Source organism: Streptomyces abyssalis, from assembly GCF_001751365.1.
Taxonomy (GTDB): Bacteria; Actinomycetota; Actinomycetes; order Streptomycetales; family Streptomycetaceae; genus Streptomyces; species Streptomyces abyssalis.
In genome coordinates this window covers 1,219,901-1,235,998 of the sequence record NZ_LJGT01000040.1, presented here as the reverse complement: position 1 = coordinate 1,235,998, position 16,098 = coordinate 1,219,901, and the positions used below count along the sequence as shown (strand labels likewise).

General features: G+C 71.2%; 16 protein-coding genes. 8 read left to right on the top strand and 8 right to left on the bottom strand.

Features of this window, described 5'->3' with window-relative positions; genetic code table 11:
• Window positions 1-91: 91 nt before the first annotated feature.
• Together AN215_RS20185 and uvrB are read right to left on the bottom strand one after the other, a co-directional pair.
• Window positions 92-670 (bottom strand): TerD family protein, encoded by a 579-nt coding sequence (locus AN215_RS20185; protein ID WP_070012179.1) that lies wholly within the window; start codon window positions 668-670, stop codon window positions 92-94.
• Between the two features lie 201 nt (window positions 671-871).
• Entirely contained in the window at window positions 872-3,001 is a 2,130-nt protein-coding gene (gene uvrB / locus AN215_RS20180) for an excinuclease ABC subunit UvrB (protein WP_070012502.1), read from the bottom strand.
• A gap of 159 nt (window positions 3,002-3,160) precedes the next feature.
• Between uvrB and AN215_RS20175 the strand changes: the two genes are divergently transcribed.
• The 3 genes from AN215_RS20175 (at window position 3,161) to AN215_RS20165 (ending at window position 6,454) form a co-directional block, all read left to right on the top strand.
• Window positions 3,161-4,051, top strand: a complete 891-nt coding sequence (locus tag AN215_RS20175) for a glycerophosphodiester phosphodiesterase (RefSeq protein WP_070012178.1) — start codon at window positions 3,161-3,163, stop codon at window positions 4,049-4,051.
• A 248-nt stretch (window positions 4,052-4,299) separates the two neighbouring features.
• Complete coding sequence (locus tag AN215_RS20170) at window positions 4,300-4,905, top strand: methylated-DNA--[protein]-cysteine S-methyltransferase (protein WP_070012177.1); 606 nt, start codon at window positions 4,300-4,302, stop codon at window positions 4,903-4,905.
• A gap of 133 nt (window positions 4,906-5,038) precedes the next feature.
• The gene (locus AN215_RS20165) at window positions 5,039-6,454 is read left to right on the top strand and encodes an MFS transporter (protein ID WP_070012501.1); all 1,416 of its coding nucleotides are present in this window, start codon (window positions 5,039-5,041) and stop codon (window positions 6,452-6,454) included.
• On the opposite strand, the gene AN215_RS20160 is transcribed toward AN215_RS20165, so the two are convergent.
• The 3 genes from AN215_RS20160 to AN215_RS20150 form a co-directional block, all read right to left on the bottom strand.
• Window positions 6,429-7,202 (bottom strand): PIG-L deacetylase family protein, encoded by a 774-nt coding sequence (locus AN215_RS20160; protein WP_070012176.1) that lies wholly within the window; start codon window positions 7,200-7,202, stop codon window positions 6,429-6,431. The genes AN215_RS20165 and AN215_RS20160 overlap by 26 nt on opposite strands.
• A 39-nt stretch (window positions 7,203-7,241) precedes the next feature.
• Window positions 7,242-8,057 (bottom strand): MHYT domain-containing protein, encoded by an 816-nt coding sequence (locus tag AN215_RS20155; protein WP_070012175.1) that lies wholly within the window; start codon window positions 8,055-8,057, stop codon window positions 7,242-7,244.
• Window positions 8,058-8,302: 245 nt separating this feature from the next.
• Entirely contained in the window at window positions 8,303-8,767 is a 465-nt protein-coding gene (locus AN215_RS20150; RefSeq protein WP_070012174.1) for a type II toxin-antitoxin system PemK/MazF family toxin, read from the bottom strand.
• A 57-nt stretch (window positions 8,768-8,824) separates the two neighbouring features.
• Here AN215_RS20150 and AN215_RS20145 point away from each other — a divergent pair, with 57 nt between their 5' ends.
• Window positions 8,825-9,529, top strand: a complete 705-nt coding sequence (locus AN215_RS20145; protein WP_070012173.1) for a type 1 glutamine amidotransferase — start codon at window positions 8,825-8,827, stop codon at window positions 9,527-9,529.
• A 37-nt stretch (window positions 9,530-9,566) separates the two neighbouring features.
• Here AN215_RS20145 and AN215_RS20140 read toward each other — a convergent pair whose 3' ends face one another.
• Window positions 9,567-10,235, bottom strand: a complete 669-nt coding sequence (locus tag AN215_RS20140; protein WP_070012500.1) for a nucleoside/nucleotide kinase family protein — start codon at window positions 10,233-10,235, stop codon at window positions 9,567-9,569.
• Window positions 10,236-10,467: 232 nt separating this feature from the next.
• Here AN215_RS20140 and AN215_RS20135 point away from each other — a divergent pair, with 232 nt between their 5' ends.
• The 4 genes from AN215_RS20135 (at window position 10,468) to AN215_RS20120 (ending at window position 14,107) form a co-directional block, all read left to right on the top strand.
• The gene (locus tag AN215_RS20135; protein ID WP_070012172.1) at window positions 10,468-10,935 is read left to right on the top strand and encodes an excalibur calcium-binding domain-containing protein; all 468 of its coding nucleotides are present in this window, start codon (window positions 10,468-10,470) and stop codon (window positions 10,933-10,935) included.
• A 135-nt stretch (window positions 10,936-11,070) separates the two neighbouring features.
• Window positions 11,071-11,379 (top strand): acylphosphatase, encoded by a 309-nt coding sequence (locus AN215_RS20130; protein WP_171904230.1) that lies wholly within the window; start codon window positions 11,071-11,073, stop codon window positions 11,377-11,379.
• The gene (locus AN215_RS20125; protein WP_070012171.1) at window positions 11,376-12,248 is read left to right on the top strand and encodes a Mut7-C RNAse domain-containing protein; all 873 of its coding nucleotides are present in this window, start codon (window positions 11,376-11,378) and stop codon (window positions 12,246-12,248) included. The genes AN215_RS20130 and AN215_RS20125 overlap by 4 nt, the downstream gene beginning before the upstream one ends.
• A gap of 227 nt (window positions 12,249-12,475) precedes the next feature.
• Window positions 12,476-14,107, top strand: a complete 1,632-nt coding sequence (locus AN215_RS20120) for an alpha/beta hydrolase (RefSeq protein ID WP_070012170.1) — start codon at window positions 12,476-12,478, stop codon at window positions 14,105-14,107.
• 137 nt (window positions 14,108-14,244) lie between these two features.
• On the opposite strand, the gene AN215_RS20115 is transcribed toward AN215_RS20120, so the two are convergent.
• Both AN215_RS20115 and AN215_RS20110 read right to left on the bottom strand, forming a co-directional pair.
• Window positions 14,245-14,628, bottom strand: a complete 384-nt coding sequence (locus AN215_RS20115; RefSeq protein WP_070012169.1) for a hypothetical protein — start codon at window positions 14,626-14,628, stop codon at window positions 14,245-14,247.
• 86 nt (window positions 14,629-14,714) lie between these two features.
• Window positions 14,715-16,094, bottom strand: coding sequence for an SWIM zinc finger family protein (locus tag AN215_RS20110; protein ID WP_245694562.1), 1,380 nt, complete (start codon window positions 16,092-16,094; stop codon window positions 14,715-14,717).
• Window positions 16,095-16,098 lie beyond the last annotated feature (4 nt).

The window sequence follows — 16,098 nt, the reverse complement described above, 5'->3', positions numbered from 1 at the left end:
CCTCACTCCCCCTCTTCTCACCGTCCGGCGACGGCCGCCCCCGCGGCCGTCTCTCCGTGCTCCCTGCTGAGCTGCGCCGCTCCCCCGCGGATCAGAGGTGGGGCACCAGCGCGGGCATCAAGTCCTGGAACGTACGGCCGTTGGCGGGCGCGCCGACGGCCGTCATCTGCCAGCCGCCGCCCTGGCGGTGCACCTTGGCCATGATCTGAGCGGTGTACTGGCCGCCGCCGGTCAGCGTGTAGCGCGCCAGCTCCTGCCCGTTGGTCTCGTCGACGAGACGGCAGAAGGCGTTCTCCACCTCTTCGAAGGTCTGTCCCGTGAAGGAGTTGACCGTGAAGACGATCTGGTCGATGTGGACGGGAACGCGCTGCAGATCCACCATGATCGCCTCGTCGTCGCCGCCCTGACCGGCACCGCCGACGAGGTTGTCGCCGGTGTGCCGCACTGAGCCGTCGTCGCTGACGAGGTGACGGAAGAAGACCACGTCCTTCGGCTCGGTGCCGGCGAACAGCACCGCCGAGGCGTCGAGGTCGATCTCCTTGCTGCGCTTGCCGAACAGACCACGCCGCGGGGCAGACTTCCAGCCGAGTCCCATACGCACTGCAGACAGGTTGCCCCCGTCGTCCTTCTGCAGGCTGATGGCCTGTCCCTTGGACAAGTTCACCGACACGTGACTACCCCTCTCACTTTCCGCCGCCGTCCGCTCGCGACGGCGGTCACTCTCCGACCCTACGCATGCACACGAAGCACCGGTCAGGGCCTCCGGCTTTGTGTCGCTCTTGCAACACTCCCCCGCGTCCCACCTGCGCCGCCGCCCCCGCCCACAGCTCCGCACGCACCGCAGCCCGCAGCGGCGCGGGGGCGCAGCGGGCTACTTGAGCCCTGCCTCCCTCATCTGCCGCAGCTCCTTCTTCAGTTCCGACACCTCGTCGCGGAGCCGGGCCGCCACCTCGAACTGGAGCTCCGCCGCTGCGGCCCGCATCCGCTCGGTCATCTGCTCGATGGTCTCGGCCAGTTCACTCGCGGGCCGGTCCGTGAGGACCTCCGCACCGCGTTCCTTGCGGCCAGCCGACTTCGCCGGAGTGGGCGCCTTGCCCTTGCCCGTACGGTCGCCGCCGGCCTTCTTCTCCTGGCGGTACCCGGAGCCCAGCAGCTGCTCGGTGTCGATGTCCTCGCGGGCGATGTCCGCGACGATGTCACCGATCTTCTTGCGCAGCGGCTCGGGATCGATGCCCCTTTCCTTGTTGTACGCGATCTGCTTGTCGCGGCGGCGGTTCGTCTCCTCGATCGCCTTCTCCATCGCGGGCGTCGCCTTGTCCGCGTACATGTGCACCTGGCCGGAGACGTTGCGCGCGGCGCGGCCGATCGTCTGGATCAGGGAAGTGCCGGAGCGCAGGAAGCCCTCCTTGTCGGCGTCGAGGATCGCGACCAGCGAGACCTCCGGCAGGTCGAGCCCCTCACGCAGCAGGTTGATGCCCACCAGCACGTCGAACTCGCCGGAGCGCAGCTCCCGCAGCAGCTCGATGCGGCGCAGCGTGTCGACGTCGCTGTGGAGATAGCGGACCTGGATCCCCAACTCCAGGAAGTACTCGGTCAGGTCCTCCGCCATCTTCTTGGTGAGGGTGGTGACCAGCACCCTCTCGTCCTTCTCAGCACGCGTACGGATCTCGTGCACGAGGTCGTCGATCTGGCCCTCGGTGGACTTGACCACGACTTCCGGATCGACGAGCCCGGTCGGGCGGATCACCTGCTCCACGAAGCCGTCGCCGCGCGAGAGTTCGTACGGCCCGGGTGTCGCCGAGAGATAGACCGTCTGGCCGATGCGCTCCAGGAACTCCTCCCACTTCAGCGGCCTGTTGTCGATCGCTGAGGGCAGCCGGAAGCCGTGCTCCACCAGAGTGCGCTTGCGGGCGGCGTCGCCCTCGTACATCGCGCCGATCTGGGGAACCGTCTGGTGCGACTCGTCGATGACGAGAAGGAAGTCGTCGGGGAAGAAGTCGAGCAGGGTGTGGGGCGCTGTGCCAGGGTCACGGCCGTCGATGTGGCGGGAGTAGTTCTCGATGCCCGAGCAGGTGCCGATCTGGCGCATCATCTCGATGTCGTAGGTGGTACGCATCCGCAGCCGCTGCGCCTCCAGCAGCTTCCCCTGCTTCTCCAGCGACGCGAGCTGCTCCTCCAGCTCGGCCTCGATGCCCGTCACGGCACGCTCCATGCGCTCGGGCCCGGCGACGTAGTGCGACGCGGGGAAGACATAGAGCTGCTCGTCGTCCGAGATGACCTCGCCGGTGAGGGGGTGGAGCGTGGAGAGGGCCTCGATCTCGTCGCCGAACATCTCGATGCGGACGGCCAGTTCCTCGTAGACGGGGAAGATCTCGATGGTGTCGCCGCGGACCCGGAAGGTGCCGCGCGTGAAGGACATGTCGTTGCGCGTGTACTGCACCTCGACGAAGCGGCGCAGCAGTTCGTCCCTGTCCGTTTCCTGGCCGACCTTGAGCGGCACCATGCGGTCGACGTACTCCTGGGGGGTGCCCAGACCGTAGATGCAGGAGACGGAGGCTACGACGACCACGTCGCGCCGCGTCAGCAGCGAGTTCGTGGAACTGTGCCGCAGGCGCTCGACCTCCTCGTTGATGGAGGAGTCCTTCTCGATGTAGGTGTCCGTCTGCGGGACGTACGCCTCCGGCTGGTAGTAGTCGTAGTACGAGACGAAGTACTCCACCGCGTTGTTCGGGAGGAGCTCGCGGAACTCGTTCGCCAACTGGGCGGCCAGGGTCTTGTTCGGAGCCATGACCAGCGTCGGCCGCTGGAGCTTCTCGATCATCCAGGCCGTCGTGGCCGACTTGCCGGTGCCCGTCGCGCCGAGCAGCACGACGTCCTTCTCGCCCCCGCTGACGCGCTGCGCCAGCTCACTGATGGCGGTGGGCTGGTCACCGCTCGGCTGGTAGGGGCTGACGACCTCGAAAGGCGCCACCGTACGTTCGATCTGGGTCTGCGGCCGCATGCAGACCACCGTACGACTCCGCACTGACAACCGGCTCACGCAGCGGGACGGAACAGTCGCACCACGTTCACACCCACGACACTCCGCTTCTGCTTCCGTGTATCGCACAACGGGAAGCCTTTAGCTGACAGTGTTCGCACGAACGCGAGGAGTCCCCGTATGTCGATGCGCCGTGCAGTAGCCGCCGCCACCGGTGTGCTCCTGGGCATGTCCGTTCTCACTCTCACCGCGTCCCCGGCCCAGGCGGCCCCGCGGCAGGACACCAAGAGCAACAAATCACCGGTCACGGTGGCACACCGCGGAGCTTCCGGTTATGCGCCGGAGAACACGCTCGCGGCGGTCAGCAAGGCCGACAAACTCGGCTTCGACTGGGTCGAGAACGATGTACAGCGCACCAAGGACGGCGAGCTCGTCGTCATGCACGACACCACGCTCTCCCGTACGACCAACGCCGAGTCCCTCTACCCGAAGCGCTCACCGTGGAAGGTCTCCGACTTCACGGCCAAGGAGATCTCACGCCTGGACGCCGGGAGCTGGTTCAGCGACGACTACGCGGGTGAGAAGGTCCCCACTCTGGAGCAGTATCTGAGGCACATCACCAAGAGCGGCCAGAAGCTGCTGCTGGAGCTCAAGGCCCCTGAGCTGTACCCCGGCGTCGAGGCGCAGACGCTCAGGGAGCTGCGCAGCGAGGGTTGGCTGGACAGCTCGCACCTGAAGAGCAAGCTCGTCATCCAGAGCTTCAACGCCAACTCGGTGAGGACGACGCACGTCCTGAACTCGGGCGTGAAGACGGGGTTCCTGGGCAATCCGAAGGTCTCCGAGCTGGACTCGTACGCGCAGTTCACCGACCAGATCAACCCGACGCACTCGACCGTGACGAAGGACTACGTCAAGGCGGTGCACGCGCGCAAGGGACCGCTCGGCAAGCAGATGCAGGTCTTCACGTGGACGGTGAACGACGCATCGACCGCGCGCACGGTCGACAAGGCCGGGGTCGACGGCATCATCAGCAACTTCCCCGACGTCGTACGGGACGCGACGGGCGGCTGAACCGGACCGTTCGCGGACGGATCCACACCGGACCGCTCCGCTCCGCGGCCCGTCCCACGGCCGCTTCCGTTCCCCACCCCCCACTTCTCGGCCCCACTCCCTGACCCGTACTTCCCCGACCCGCCGCTGTCCTGTCCCTCCGCTTCCCCGTCCCCTCCTTTCCTTGGCCCCCACTCCCCCCTGCCCGCATCTCCTTGATCGTCATCACGCATCCGGCAACTGTCAGAGGAGCCCTCTACGGTTGCCGCATGAGTGAGAGAACGGCGAGTACGGCAGCCCGCGCCTCCAGCTGGACGGTGCGGGACACCCCTGTCGGCCCCCTGCTGCTCGCCGCGACCGACGAGGGTCTGGTCAATGTCGTCTTCCACGCCGGACCGGCGACGGCTGACCGGGCCCTCGCCCGGATCACCGGCCGGCTGGGTTCGCCCCCGGTCCGCGTGGACGGGCCCGCGGATCCGGGATCCGTGGCAGGCGCCGCGGATCACGCCGGGGGCCACGTCCTCGCGGGCGCCGCCGCGGAGCTCGACTCCTATTTCCGCGGTGAGCTCCGCGAGTTCACCGCGGCGCTCGACTGGTCGCTCTCGGGCGGCTTCAACGAGAGAGTGCTCCGCGAGCTGCTGGCATCAGTGCCGTACGGAGCCACTGCCGGCTATCAGGATCTCGCCGACCGCGTGGGCGAACCGGGAGCCGCCAGGGCCGTCGGCACGGCCATGGGCTCGAATCCGCTCCCAGTCCTCGTCCCCTGTCACCGGATCGTCGAGAGCGGCGGCGGCCTGGGCGGTTTCGGCGGCGGGCTGGAGACCAAACGCACGCTGCTCGCCCTTGAAGGGCTGCTTCCGGAGCCGCTGTTCTGATGCGGGCGGCTGCGGAGGCCCGGCGAGGCGCGAAACCCCGTAGGCGTATGCGCCCGGGCCTGCCAGACTGCCTGGCGTGACCGACACCAACAACGCCGCGGACGCACCTGACAGGTCAGGCACCCGTGCCGGCTTGCCGCCGCTCCCCCGGGGCGCTGAGCTGACGCGGCTCCGCCGCCGTACCGCGGTCGTGCTCATGGTCAGTCAGATGCTCGGCGGTCTCGGCGTGGCCACCGCCGTGACACTGGCGGCCGTGCTGGCCAAGGAAGTCAGCGGTTCCGAGGCGCTGTCCGGGCTCGCCTCGACCTCGGCCGTCATCGGTACGGCACTGGTGTCGCTGCCCCTCGCGTCACTCATGGCGTCGCGCGGCCGCCGCGCCGGGCTGACTCTCGCGTACGTCATCGGGGCCGCGGGAGGCGCCGTGGTCGTCGCCGGAGCCGGGCTCGGCAACTTCCCGCTGCTGCTGCTCGGCACGACGGCGTTCGGCGCGGCCAGTTCGGCCAACCTCCAGGCCCGGTACGCAGCCGCGGACCTTGCCGAGCCGGGGCAGCGTGCGCGCGCCATCTCCCTCGTCGTATGGGCGACCACGGTCGGGGCCGTGCTCGGTCCGAACATCGCCGCACCCGCGGGCGACACGGTCACCTGGCTCGGCGTCCCCGCTACGGCAGGCGCGTTCGCGTGGGGCGCGGCGGTCTTCCTCCTCACCGCCGTCCTGGTCCATGTGCTGCTGCGTCCCGATCCGCTGCTCACGGCCCGCGCCCTCGCCGAGGCCGACGAGCCGGACGGCACCGTGACCGCCGCCGAGGCCGAGGCCGTCGCCGAGGCGGACGCCGATGCCGCTGCCGCCGCCTCCGCCGCCGGATCGGGCGAGACGGGCACCGTCGGCACGAGCCCGCGGCCGCCCGTGGTCGCGAAGCTCCGTCCCGGGAGCGCGGACCGTTCGCTGCGCGCCGGTTTCGCCGCTGTCGCCGCGTCCGCGCATGCCCGGCTGGCCCTGGTGACGATTGCCGTCGCGCACACCGCGATGGTCTCGATCATGGTGATGACACCCGTCGATCTGGGTCGGCACGGTGCCGGCATCGAGCTGATCGGCGTCGTCATCAGCGCGCACATCGTGGGCATGTACGCGTTCTCTCCGGTGATGGGCTGGCTCGCCGACCGCTTCGGCCGGCTCGCCGTCATCCTGTTCTCCGTCGTGCTGCTCGCCTGTGCCGCCGCGCTCGCGGGCACCGCGGGCGGCCACCACACCCAGTCGGGCGTGGGGCTGTTCCTTCTCGGCCTGGGCTGGTCGGCGGGGCTCGTATCGGGGTCGGCGCTGCTGACCGACTCGGTGCCGCAGCCGGCCCGTGCCGCCGTACAAGGCCTGTCCGATCTGACGATGAACGCGGCAGCGGGCGCCGGCGGCGCGCTGTCCGGGCTCGTCGTCGCGCAGGCGGGCTACGGCTGGCTCAGCGCGCTGGCGGCGGCGCTGCTGGTGCCGGTGCTCGTCCTGACGCTGCGAGGAATGCTGCCCCCAGCGGCCGTCACCGCGGATACAGCTCGAAAGTGACGCAGTCCCGGCCGCCGAACCGATCCGCGCCGAGTCCGACGGCCCACTCGGTGAAGGAGCGCGCATAGCTCTCCACGGGCTCGTCGCTGAGCGCGGTGATGTACGCACGGTGCTCGGACAGCGAAGCCACGGCCCGGTCGACCGCTTCCTTCCCCACCGGCACGGCATGCGTCGCCTGCGGTGAACCGGCCACGGCGACCCAGCGCACACCGCCCCAGGCGCCTTCGCCACCGGAGGCGAGCTGCTCGGGGAAGATCCAGCGGTTCCCCGCGTCGCCGGCCGCGTCCAGTACGGCCCGGCCCACGGCGCGGTGGTCGGGAGTGTTCCAGGACGTGCCGCCCCAGGTCTCCCTGTGATTGAGCGTCACGACGAGCTCCGGCCGCCACTTCCGCATGGCGGCGGCGATGTCACGGCGCAGCGGCACGCCCTCCTCGATCACGCCGTCCCTGTGGCCGAGGAACTCGACCGCGGTGACGCCGACCGTACGGGCGCTGGCGTGCTGCTCGGCCTCGCGCACCCGGGCGCACTCCGCGGGTTCCAGCCCGTCGATGCCCGCCTCGCCCCGCGTGACCATGAGGTAGGAGACCTGCTTGCCGGCGGCGGTCCATTCGGCGACCGCCGCGGCCGACCCGTACTCCATGTCGTCCGGGTGCGCCACGACCGCGAGGGCACGCTCCCAGTCGTCGGGCATCGCCGCCAGCTGGTCAGCGGTGTTCGGAGCCACCGTTCCACCTGCCTTCCGGTTCATGGGGTCCCGCCGCGCGTGCCGCCGTACGGGCCGTCGAGGTCAGCGCTGTTCGAAGGGGATCCATTCCAGTTTCTCCCCGGTGCCTTCCCCGGGACGTGTTCCCCACTTCCGCCTGCCGTCCCGCTCCATCATCGGATCGAGGCTCACGAACAGCGTGATCAGCAGCAGCAGAAGCACGGGCCCGATGAGTACGGGCGTGAGCGTGCCCAGCGACGATGAACTGCCGACCGCGCCGTCCTCGCTGTAGAGGCGTACCGACATCCCCGCCATGCCGGTGTAGTGCATCCCGATGAAGCCGAGCCCCAGGATCAGCGCGGCGGCCAGCGAGGCACCCATGTGCCTCACCCGCGTCGCGCACCACAGTCCCGCGGCCGTGACGACGACGGCGAGGGCGACGGAGATCGCCATGATCCGCTCGTCGTACCGGACCGTCCCCGGGACGCGCATGCCCATCATGCCCAGGTAGTGCGTGGCGGATACGCCGAGCCCGAGGACCGGGCCCCCGCCGAGGACCGTCAGCCAGGCGCGACGGCCGGCGACCAGGAACAGCGCTACGGCGGAGACGACGACGGCGAGGGCGAGGCTCCCGTACGTCATCACCATGTCGTACTCGATCGGCGCCTGACCGACGCGGAAGCCGATCATCGCCACGAAGTGCATGGTGAAGATCCCCATGCCCACGGCGACGGAGCCGAGGAGAAGCCATGCCGTGCGTCTGCGGCGTGCCGCGCCCGGTGTCCGGATGGCGCACCTCAGCCCGAGGGCACTGCCCAGGCAGGCCATGGCGTACGCCAATAACGGCGTGACAGGTCCGTACGTGAGTAACTCCGGCTGCGCCGCAGCGGTACGGAGCATCGTCCGTCACCCCATCAGGAAGGTGCGTGAACGGCCACAGAACCGTCACATGGTCAACACACGTGCGGGGGACTCATGTTAGGTTCCCGCGCCGCCTCGCGCGCCCCATTGGACAAGACCTTCACAGCCGATCCCGGGGTGTTTCGCCCGCCTTGCCCCGGTCCGCCCGACCGGCGGGGCCCGGGACGGGCCTGGCCCCGGTCCGCCGGACCGGAGAGGCCCGGGACGCTCCCGGGCCGGATGGCTCACCGCCAGGCGTAGATCTGCTGCAGGCGGTGCACGACGCGGTTGAACCGCGCCCTGTCGAGCGCGCACGCCTCACGCCGCATCCCGTCCGGGTGGACACGCAGCACCCGCTCCGTGCCCACCCAGGAGTCGCGTCCACTGCGGTCCCACGGGCCCGTGCCGAGAGGCAGCCACCCGGCCTGGCCGTCGCGTTCCCGGGAGGTCAACTGGACGCCGAGCACCGTTCCCCGGTCCTCCCGGGCCACTATCAGCACGGGACGGTCCTTGCCTCTGCCGTCGTCCTCCTCGTAGGGAACCCACGTCCAGACGATCTCGCCCGGGTCCGGGTCGCCGTCCGGGTCCGGGGCGTAGGCGGTGCGCACCCGGCCGACATCCGCCGGTTCCACTTCCTGCGTCGCCGCATGGCCGCTCCTTCCCGGGTACTCCGGTGCACCGTCGTGGAGCTCGTTGCTTGAATGGCTCATGCCGGGAACCTATCGCCGTCCCGGGGCAGGGGCTGACGACGGAAGGCGGGCGGAACGGTGCGTGCTCTCGTGGTGCAGAACACCCCGACGGGAGGTCCGGGCCGGTTCGGGAGCCGGCTCGCCCAGCAGGGTCTCGGCCTGGACGTCGTCCACGCCTGGGACGGCGGGCGGCTGCCGGAGGACCTGACGGGCCACCGGAGTCTGATCGTGCTCGGCGGCGGCTACATGCCGGACGCCGACGACCGCGCCCCGTGGCTCGCCCCCGTACGCGCACTGGCGGAGGAGGCGCTGCGTACGGGAGTGCCGGTTCTCGGAATCTGTCTGGGCGCACAGCTCCTTGCGTACGTCGCCGGCGGGACCGTACGGGCGGAACACGGGCTGCCGGAGTCGGGCAGCACCGAACTCACGCTGCGCCCCGAGGCGTTGGACGATCCGCTCTTCCAGGGGCTGCCCGCGCGCGTGAAGGCGGTCGAGCACCGTGTCGACGCGATCAGCAGGCTCCCGCGGAACGCGCGCTGGCTGGCGAGCAGCGAGCGCTGTCCCGTACAGGCGTTCCGTGTCGGGGAGTCCGCGTGGGGCGTGCAGTTCCATCCCGAGGCGACGCCGCAGCACATCAGGGGCTGGGACGCGGAGGCGCTGCGCCGGCAGGGCTTCGACCGGGACGAACTGGTCCGCACCGCCGAACGGGACGAGCCTGAATCCCTCAGGAACTGGCAGGGATTCGCGGACCGGTTCGCGTCCGTCGCTCTGAACGGCGCCTGAACAGCCGGGCGTTCCTCCTGCGGCGCCCGGCCCGCCGTCACGGCGGCGGCGGACTGCCGTGCCGTGGTGGGCCGTTCCACGCCGGGTGCCGCGGCTTGTCGGCGCGGACGCACACGTCGGCAGCCTCTTCGGGGGCCACTTCCTCGGCGTACCGGGCGAAGGCCGGCAGTCTCCACCGTTCGCCCACCGGGGTCTGCCGCTCCAGCGCCTTCGCGGAGAGCCCGAGATGTACCGACAGGTCGAAGGGGAACCAGTGCCCGAGCAGGAACGGCCCGTGCAGCACCATCACGCCGCCTCGGGGAAGCAGCACGTGCGGGCTGCGGGTGGGCCGGTCCACGGAGGGAGCGCGCAGATCGGGCAGGACGCGGCCGTCGCCGCCGCGGTCGAGAGGGCCGAAGACCTCACGCCACAGGGCTCCGGTGTCGTACCAGAGGTCGTAGTAGGCGTCGGGGTCCTGCTTGCCGAACTCGAAGCGAAGGGAGTCCGCGCGCAGGAACCCGTCGGCGTCCACGACCAGGACCGGCCTGCCGCGCAGCCGCAGGGCTTCGGCCAGCTCTTCCGCCAGCTCGCCGGTGGGTGCGGGCGGCGCGCCGTCGACGGCGACGCGCCGCCATGCACTGCCGTCCCCTGAGGCGGATGCCTGCCCGGCGACGTGTTCGGCGAGCTGTTCGGTGAGGATCTCCCAGGTGACCGGTTCGAGTCGCACCCGTCCATCGTGACGTGTGCCGGCCGCGACGCGCACGCGCGCCCATCCCGGAGAGCGGGGCGAGGCGGTGGCGCGGAGGGCGGCCGGCTCCGGCGTGGGACACGGCAGCCGCGGGCGGCGCCCATGACACAGGTCTCAATTCGGTTGACATCTCCGCTTTTTCATCACTACTTCTCCTCAACTTCCCCATAACGGGCCACACTTGCGGCCTCACTTCGCGAGGGGAGTCCTCATGCATCCCGGTCAGCCTCAGCCCCGGCCGTTCCCGCCGCACCCCGGCCCGCCCCGCTCTCCGGGATGGGCGCGCAAACGCGTCCTGATACCGGCGCTCTTCCTCACCTGGTTCTTCGGTTTCGCCCTGGGCACGACCGGTGCGGCCGGATCAGCTCCCGACGACGGCAGGAGGACGTCCGCGACACCCCGCCCGACGGCCACGGCGACCGTCACCGAGACGGCGACGCCGGAGGCCGGTCCGGCACCCACCGTCACCGAGACCAAGAAGGTGAAGGTCAGGACGACGGTCACCGTCACGGCGAAGGCGCCCGCCGCCGGAGACCCGGGCCCGGGAGACTCCGGCTCCGTTCACTACGGCAACTGCTCCGAGGCACGGTCCGCGGGCGCGGCACCCGTGCACCGGGGCGAGCCGGGCTACGGGCGGCATCTGGACCGCGACGGGGACGGCGTCGGCTGCGACATCTGACCGGCCCCGGAGACGGCGGTGCGGCCGCTTCCGGTGGATCACCCGCCCGGGATGTCCCTATCCTGGACGAGATCCACCGGAGTCAGCGCCCCGACCGCACAGGGCACAGGATGATCCACCGGAGGTGTCCGGCCGATGTACCGCAAGCGCGTGATCGTCTCAGGCGCCGTGCAGGGCGTGTTCTTCCGCGACACCTGCCGTGCGACGGCCACCGCCCAGGGCGTGAACGGATGGGTCCGCAACCTCCCGGACGGCGGCGTCGAGGCCGTCTTCGAGGGCGAGACGGGCGCCGTCGAGCAGCTCGTCGACTGGGCGCACGAGGGCCCGCCGACGGCCACTGTGGAGAAGGCGGAGGTCTACGAGGAGCAGCCGCAAGGACTCAAGGGCTTCGAGGTACGTCCGACGCCGCACGGTTCCTCTCCCCCGCCCGACGACGGCACGTGACACACGCGCAGCACATCCGGCTCCGCTTCGCCGGCGGTCTGCGCCTCTTCCTCGCCGCGCGGCACCGGCGCTCCGGCGGAACCGGCATGTCCCATGACGGCACGTCGACGCTGGGCCATGTCATCCAGTCCCTCGGCGTGCCGCTCACGGAGGTGGGCGGGCTGACCGTGCGGGGGCCGGGTGAGTCCGCGGGGCGCCGGGTCACGCCCGCGTACCGCCCGCGCGACGCCGAGGTCGCCGACGTGGCAGGCGTCCCGCGTCCGCAACCGGTTCCCGCTCCGGGGCCGCCCCGTTTCGTACTGGACGTCCATCTGGGTGCGCTGGCCAGGCGGCTGCGCCTGGTGGGGCTCGACACCGCCTACGGCAACGACGCCGCCGACGACGCGCTGCTCGCCCAGGCCAACGCCGAGCGCCGGGTGCTCCTCACTCAGGACCGGGGGCTGCTGCTTCGCAGGTCGCTGTGGCTGGGCGCGTATGTGCGGGGCGACCGTCCCGACGACCAACTCCTCGACGTCCTCGACCGGTTCGCACCTCCGCTGGAGCCGTGGAGGCGCTGCATGGCCTGCAACGGGACGCTGTCACCGGTCGCCAAGTCAGAGGTCGCGCCGCTGCTCCGGCCGGGCACGCGGCGTACGTACGACAGCTTCGTACGTTGCCGCTCCTGCTCCCGCGTGTACTGGCGGGGCGCGCACAGCGACCGGCTGGAGAGGCTGGTGGCGGCTGCCCGCGAGGCGGCGCTCGCGCGTACGGGCACGGCGGGCGGCGAAGGCACGGGCGGCGCGGAGAACGGCGCCGGTGCCAACGGCTCGCACCCGGGGACGCGTTCGGAGCCGGGCAGGGACCCGGGTTCGGACCCGGAACAGGCATAAGCCGCAAACCTGCCGCCGCCCTCCGGGGCCGGGCTCAACACCCCTGCGCCGCCTGCCGGTTGCTGGCCCTCCGGCACGGCGGCCGTACGGCTCGCGCGCAACGCGCGTCACATCCCAGGTCACAGGACCGGACCGATTTTGCCCGGAAGCATCACGAGGGGTGCGCGAGTGCTGCACGATGCGGTATGGCCGCGAGGTGCGGCCTTGACTCTCCCACTGGAGCTCGGATGAAAAGAAGACGCGTGATGGCCGTCTACGGCGGCGCGGCGGTCGTGCTGGCCGGACTGATCACGGCCATACCGGTCGCGGCGAACGCCGGATCCGCCGACGCCGACGGGCCGTCGGCCGGCGCCGGCAAACTCAAGTGGTCCGACTGCGCCACGGAGGACTACCCGGACCTGCAGTGCGCCAAGGTCCGCGTACCGCTGGACCACGGCAAGCCGGACGGCAAGAAGATCACCATCGCTCTCTCCCGTGTGCAGCACACCGCAGAGAAGTCCCAGGGTCCGCTGCTGGTCAACCCCGGCGGCCCCGGCGGCAGCGGGCTGACTCTCGCGGGCTTCGTCGCCAAGTCGCTGCCGAAGAAGGTCGCGTCACAGTACGACGTGATCGGTTTCGACCCTCGCGGAGTCGGCAAGAGTGAGCCCGCACTCGACTGCAAGCCCGGCTACTTCGACCCGGTGCGCCCCGACAGCGTGCCGCGGAGCAAGAAGGACGAGCTGGCCAACATCGAGCGCGCCAAGGGCTTCGCCGAGGCGTGCGGCAAGAAGCACGGCAAGCTGCTGCGCCACATCAACACGGTCAACGCGGTCAAGGACATGGAGCGCATCCGCACCGCGCTGGGCAGCAAAAAGATCAACTACTTCGGCTACTCGTACGGCACCTACCTCGGAGCCGTCTACGCCAAGCTGTACCCGGACCGCGTACGCCGCGCCGTGCTGGACAGCATGGTCGACCCCGACGGGGTCTGGTACGACGCCAACATCGCCCAGGACCACGCCTTCGAGTCCCGCCACAAGGCCTTCATGGCGTGGGTCGCCAAGCACGACGCGGACTACAAGCTCGGCAAGGACCCGGCCGCCGTGGAGAAGGCCTGGTACAAGATGCGCGACGCGCTGCGGAAGAAGCCCGCGGGCGGCAAGGTCGGCGCCTCCGAACTCGAGGACACCTTCATCCCGGGCGGGTACTTCAACGGCTCCTGGCCCGATCTGGCGGCGGCCTTCGCCGCGTTCGTCAAGGACAAGGACACCGCCCCGGTCGTCGCCGCCTACGAGGCGATGGGCACCGTGGACGCCGAAGGCGACAACGGCTACTCCATCTACACCTCGGTGCAGTGCCGTGACGCGTCCTGGCCGCGCGACTGGGGCACCTGGCACCGTGACATGGAGGAGACCTACGAGAAGGCACCCTTCATGACGTGGAACAACGCCTGGTACAATGCTCCTTGTGCCTTCTGGCCGGTGAAGTCCCAGAAGCCGCTGGACGTTTCGAACAAGAAGCTTCCGCCGCTGCTGCTCTTCCAGGCCACCGACGACGCGGCCACCCCGTACGAGGGCGGCGTCAACATGCACCGCAAGCTGCGCGGTTCGAGCCTCGTCGTCGAAGAGGGAGGCGGCAACCACGGCATCAGCCTGAGCGGCAGCAAGTGCCTCGACGGTCACCTGGCCGACTACCTCGCGACCGGCAAGGTCCCGAAGGGCAAGGGCAGCGGTGAAGCGGAGGCCACCTGCGAGGCGCTGCCGGATCCGGAGCCGCTGAGCCCCGAGGACGCCAAGGCAGCCGTTCCGGCACCGTACGGCTCCGAGGGCACCGCCGACCGCGGCGCCGAGCTGCACCGCCTGCTCGGAACCCGCGGCTGATATCCGGCGGCCTGTCGTCGGGCGGCGAGCCCGACGGCAGGCCGGCCGGCAGGTCAGCTTCACCCGTGATCGGCGCCTGGCACCCGGGTGCGGAGGCAGCAGTCCCGCTGCCCGGGGCCGGTCACGGACTGACCGGCCTAGCCGCCGAAGGTGATCGGCCCGGAGAAGTCGCGGCCCTGGATGACGGGACCGCTGACGCGGGCGTCGCCGGAGATGGTGTTGCTGACGGAGCCGCTGTCGACCCGGAGGGGGAACCCGTGCTGCGCGGCCCAGGATTCCAGGCCGGCGGCGAAGTCCCCGTCCCGTTCGCTCTCCTCGATCACGCGGGTGGTCAGGACGCGGACCTGTTCCTCGTCGCCCTCGTCCTCGGGAAGTGCGATCCCGTCTCCCGGCTGCCTCCCGCCGACGCGGCGGCACAGGGCGAGCAGCGACTCCCACGCGTGCCTGCCCGCTTCCGTACCGACGGAGCTCGCCGCCCCGCTGACCGCCGCGGCGATCGCGCTCGCTGAAGCCGTGTCCATGCTCTCCCCCTGCAAGTCCGCGCAGACGTCCAGCAGTTGATGGTACGCCTCACGCGCACAGCGGCGGGGCGCACACAGCCCGGCTCTCAGCCCTCCGTCAGGGCGTTCAGGGCCGCGACCGGGTCGCTGTCCGCGGGGCCCTCGGGCCACCACTCCTGCCGCTGCCCGTCGCCCGTGCGTTCGCTGCGGTACGGGTACCAGCGGCCGTCACGGCCGTAACGGAGCTGGAGGGTGCCGGTGGCGTCGGTGAGACGGTTGTGACGGATCGTCATGCGGGGCAGGCCGGCGGCGGCGAGCGCACCGCGTGCGCGGTCGAAGCCGCCCGCGGGCGGATCCCAGACGGTCTCCAGGACGGACAGGCCCTCGTCTCCTTGGCGCCAGGCCGCGGCGGCCCTGGCCAGACCCTGCGCGGTGTGCCCGCTCCCGCGCGCCAGCCGGGCGAAGAGGTCCGAGAACGTGCCACGGCCGGTGAGTTGAGGGTGGGTGGCCGCGAGACGTACGGCGTCGTGCGGTGGGGGGAGCCGTTCGAGGGCGGCGGGCCCGGTCGTGAGGGCCGCGTGGGCGCGCCGTGCCGCGCCGGTGGCGAGGAAGGTGAGGGCGGCGGGGTCGGGTGCGCCGGGAAGCTCGGGCAGCAACGGCGGTTCGCCGGGCGCGGCGGGCGGCTCCAGGGGTGGGGGCAGCGGCGGACGTACGGACGTGGCCAGCGCGTCCCGGGCCGGGATGCCCGGCGGGCTGTACGGGATTCCCTCGCCGGTGCCGGTGCCGGTGCCGGTGCCGCTGCCGGTTCCGGCGTGCGTGTCCGTGCCCGCACCTTGCGCGCTCAACTTGGCGTTGCGGCGGGCCAGTTCGTCGATCAGCCCCTCCTCGTCCTGTCCGCGCAGAAGCAGCAGCACGAAGGGGTCCGCGTCCAGGAAGCGGGCCGTCTGGTAGCACAGGGCCGCAGCGTGCTTGCAGGGGCGCCCGCTGTCGGGGCAGGAGCAGGCCGGGTCGGGTTCACCTGGCCCCGGCAGCAGCCGTACGCCCGCGGCAGCCGCCGCGTCCACCAGCGCGTGCGGCATGTCCTTGTCCAACAGCGCTGCGATGTGGGCGGGTTGGGCGCAGACAGCGTCCAGGAACGCCTCCCGTTCCCGCTCGGTCAGCACCCTCATGCGGATCACCGTGCGGTACGGGCGGGGGCGGCTGCCGCTCACGGGTGCGGAGATCCGGCCGGGCGTGACGGTGATCGTCCCGACGTGCCCGCCGCGCGCGTACGTACGCCCCCGGGAGAGCCGTCCGGCGTCCAGTGAGGAGTCCTCCAGGGCCCGCACCCAGGCGTTGCCCCACCAGGATTCCGCGAAGGGGCCACGGGCGCCCGGGCGGGGAGGCGCCGGCGGAAGGCTGCGCGCGCGGGCCGACGCCGGGCCGGACCCGGCAGCCGCACCGCCGGCCGGAGACCCGTCCGCCCGGATGCCGGGCCGCCCGTTCACGCCG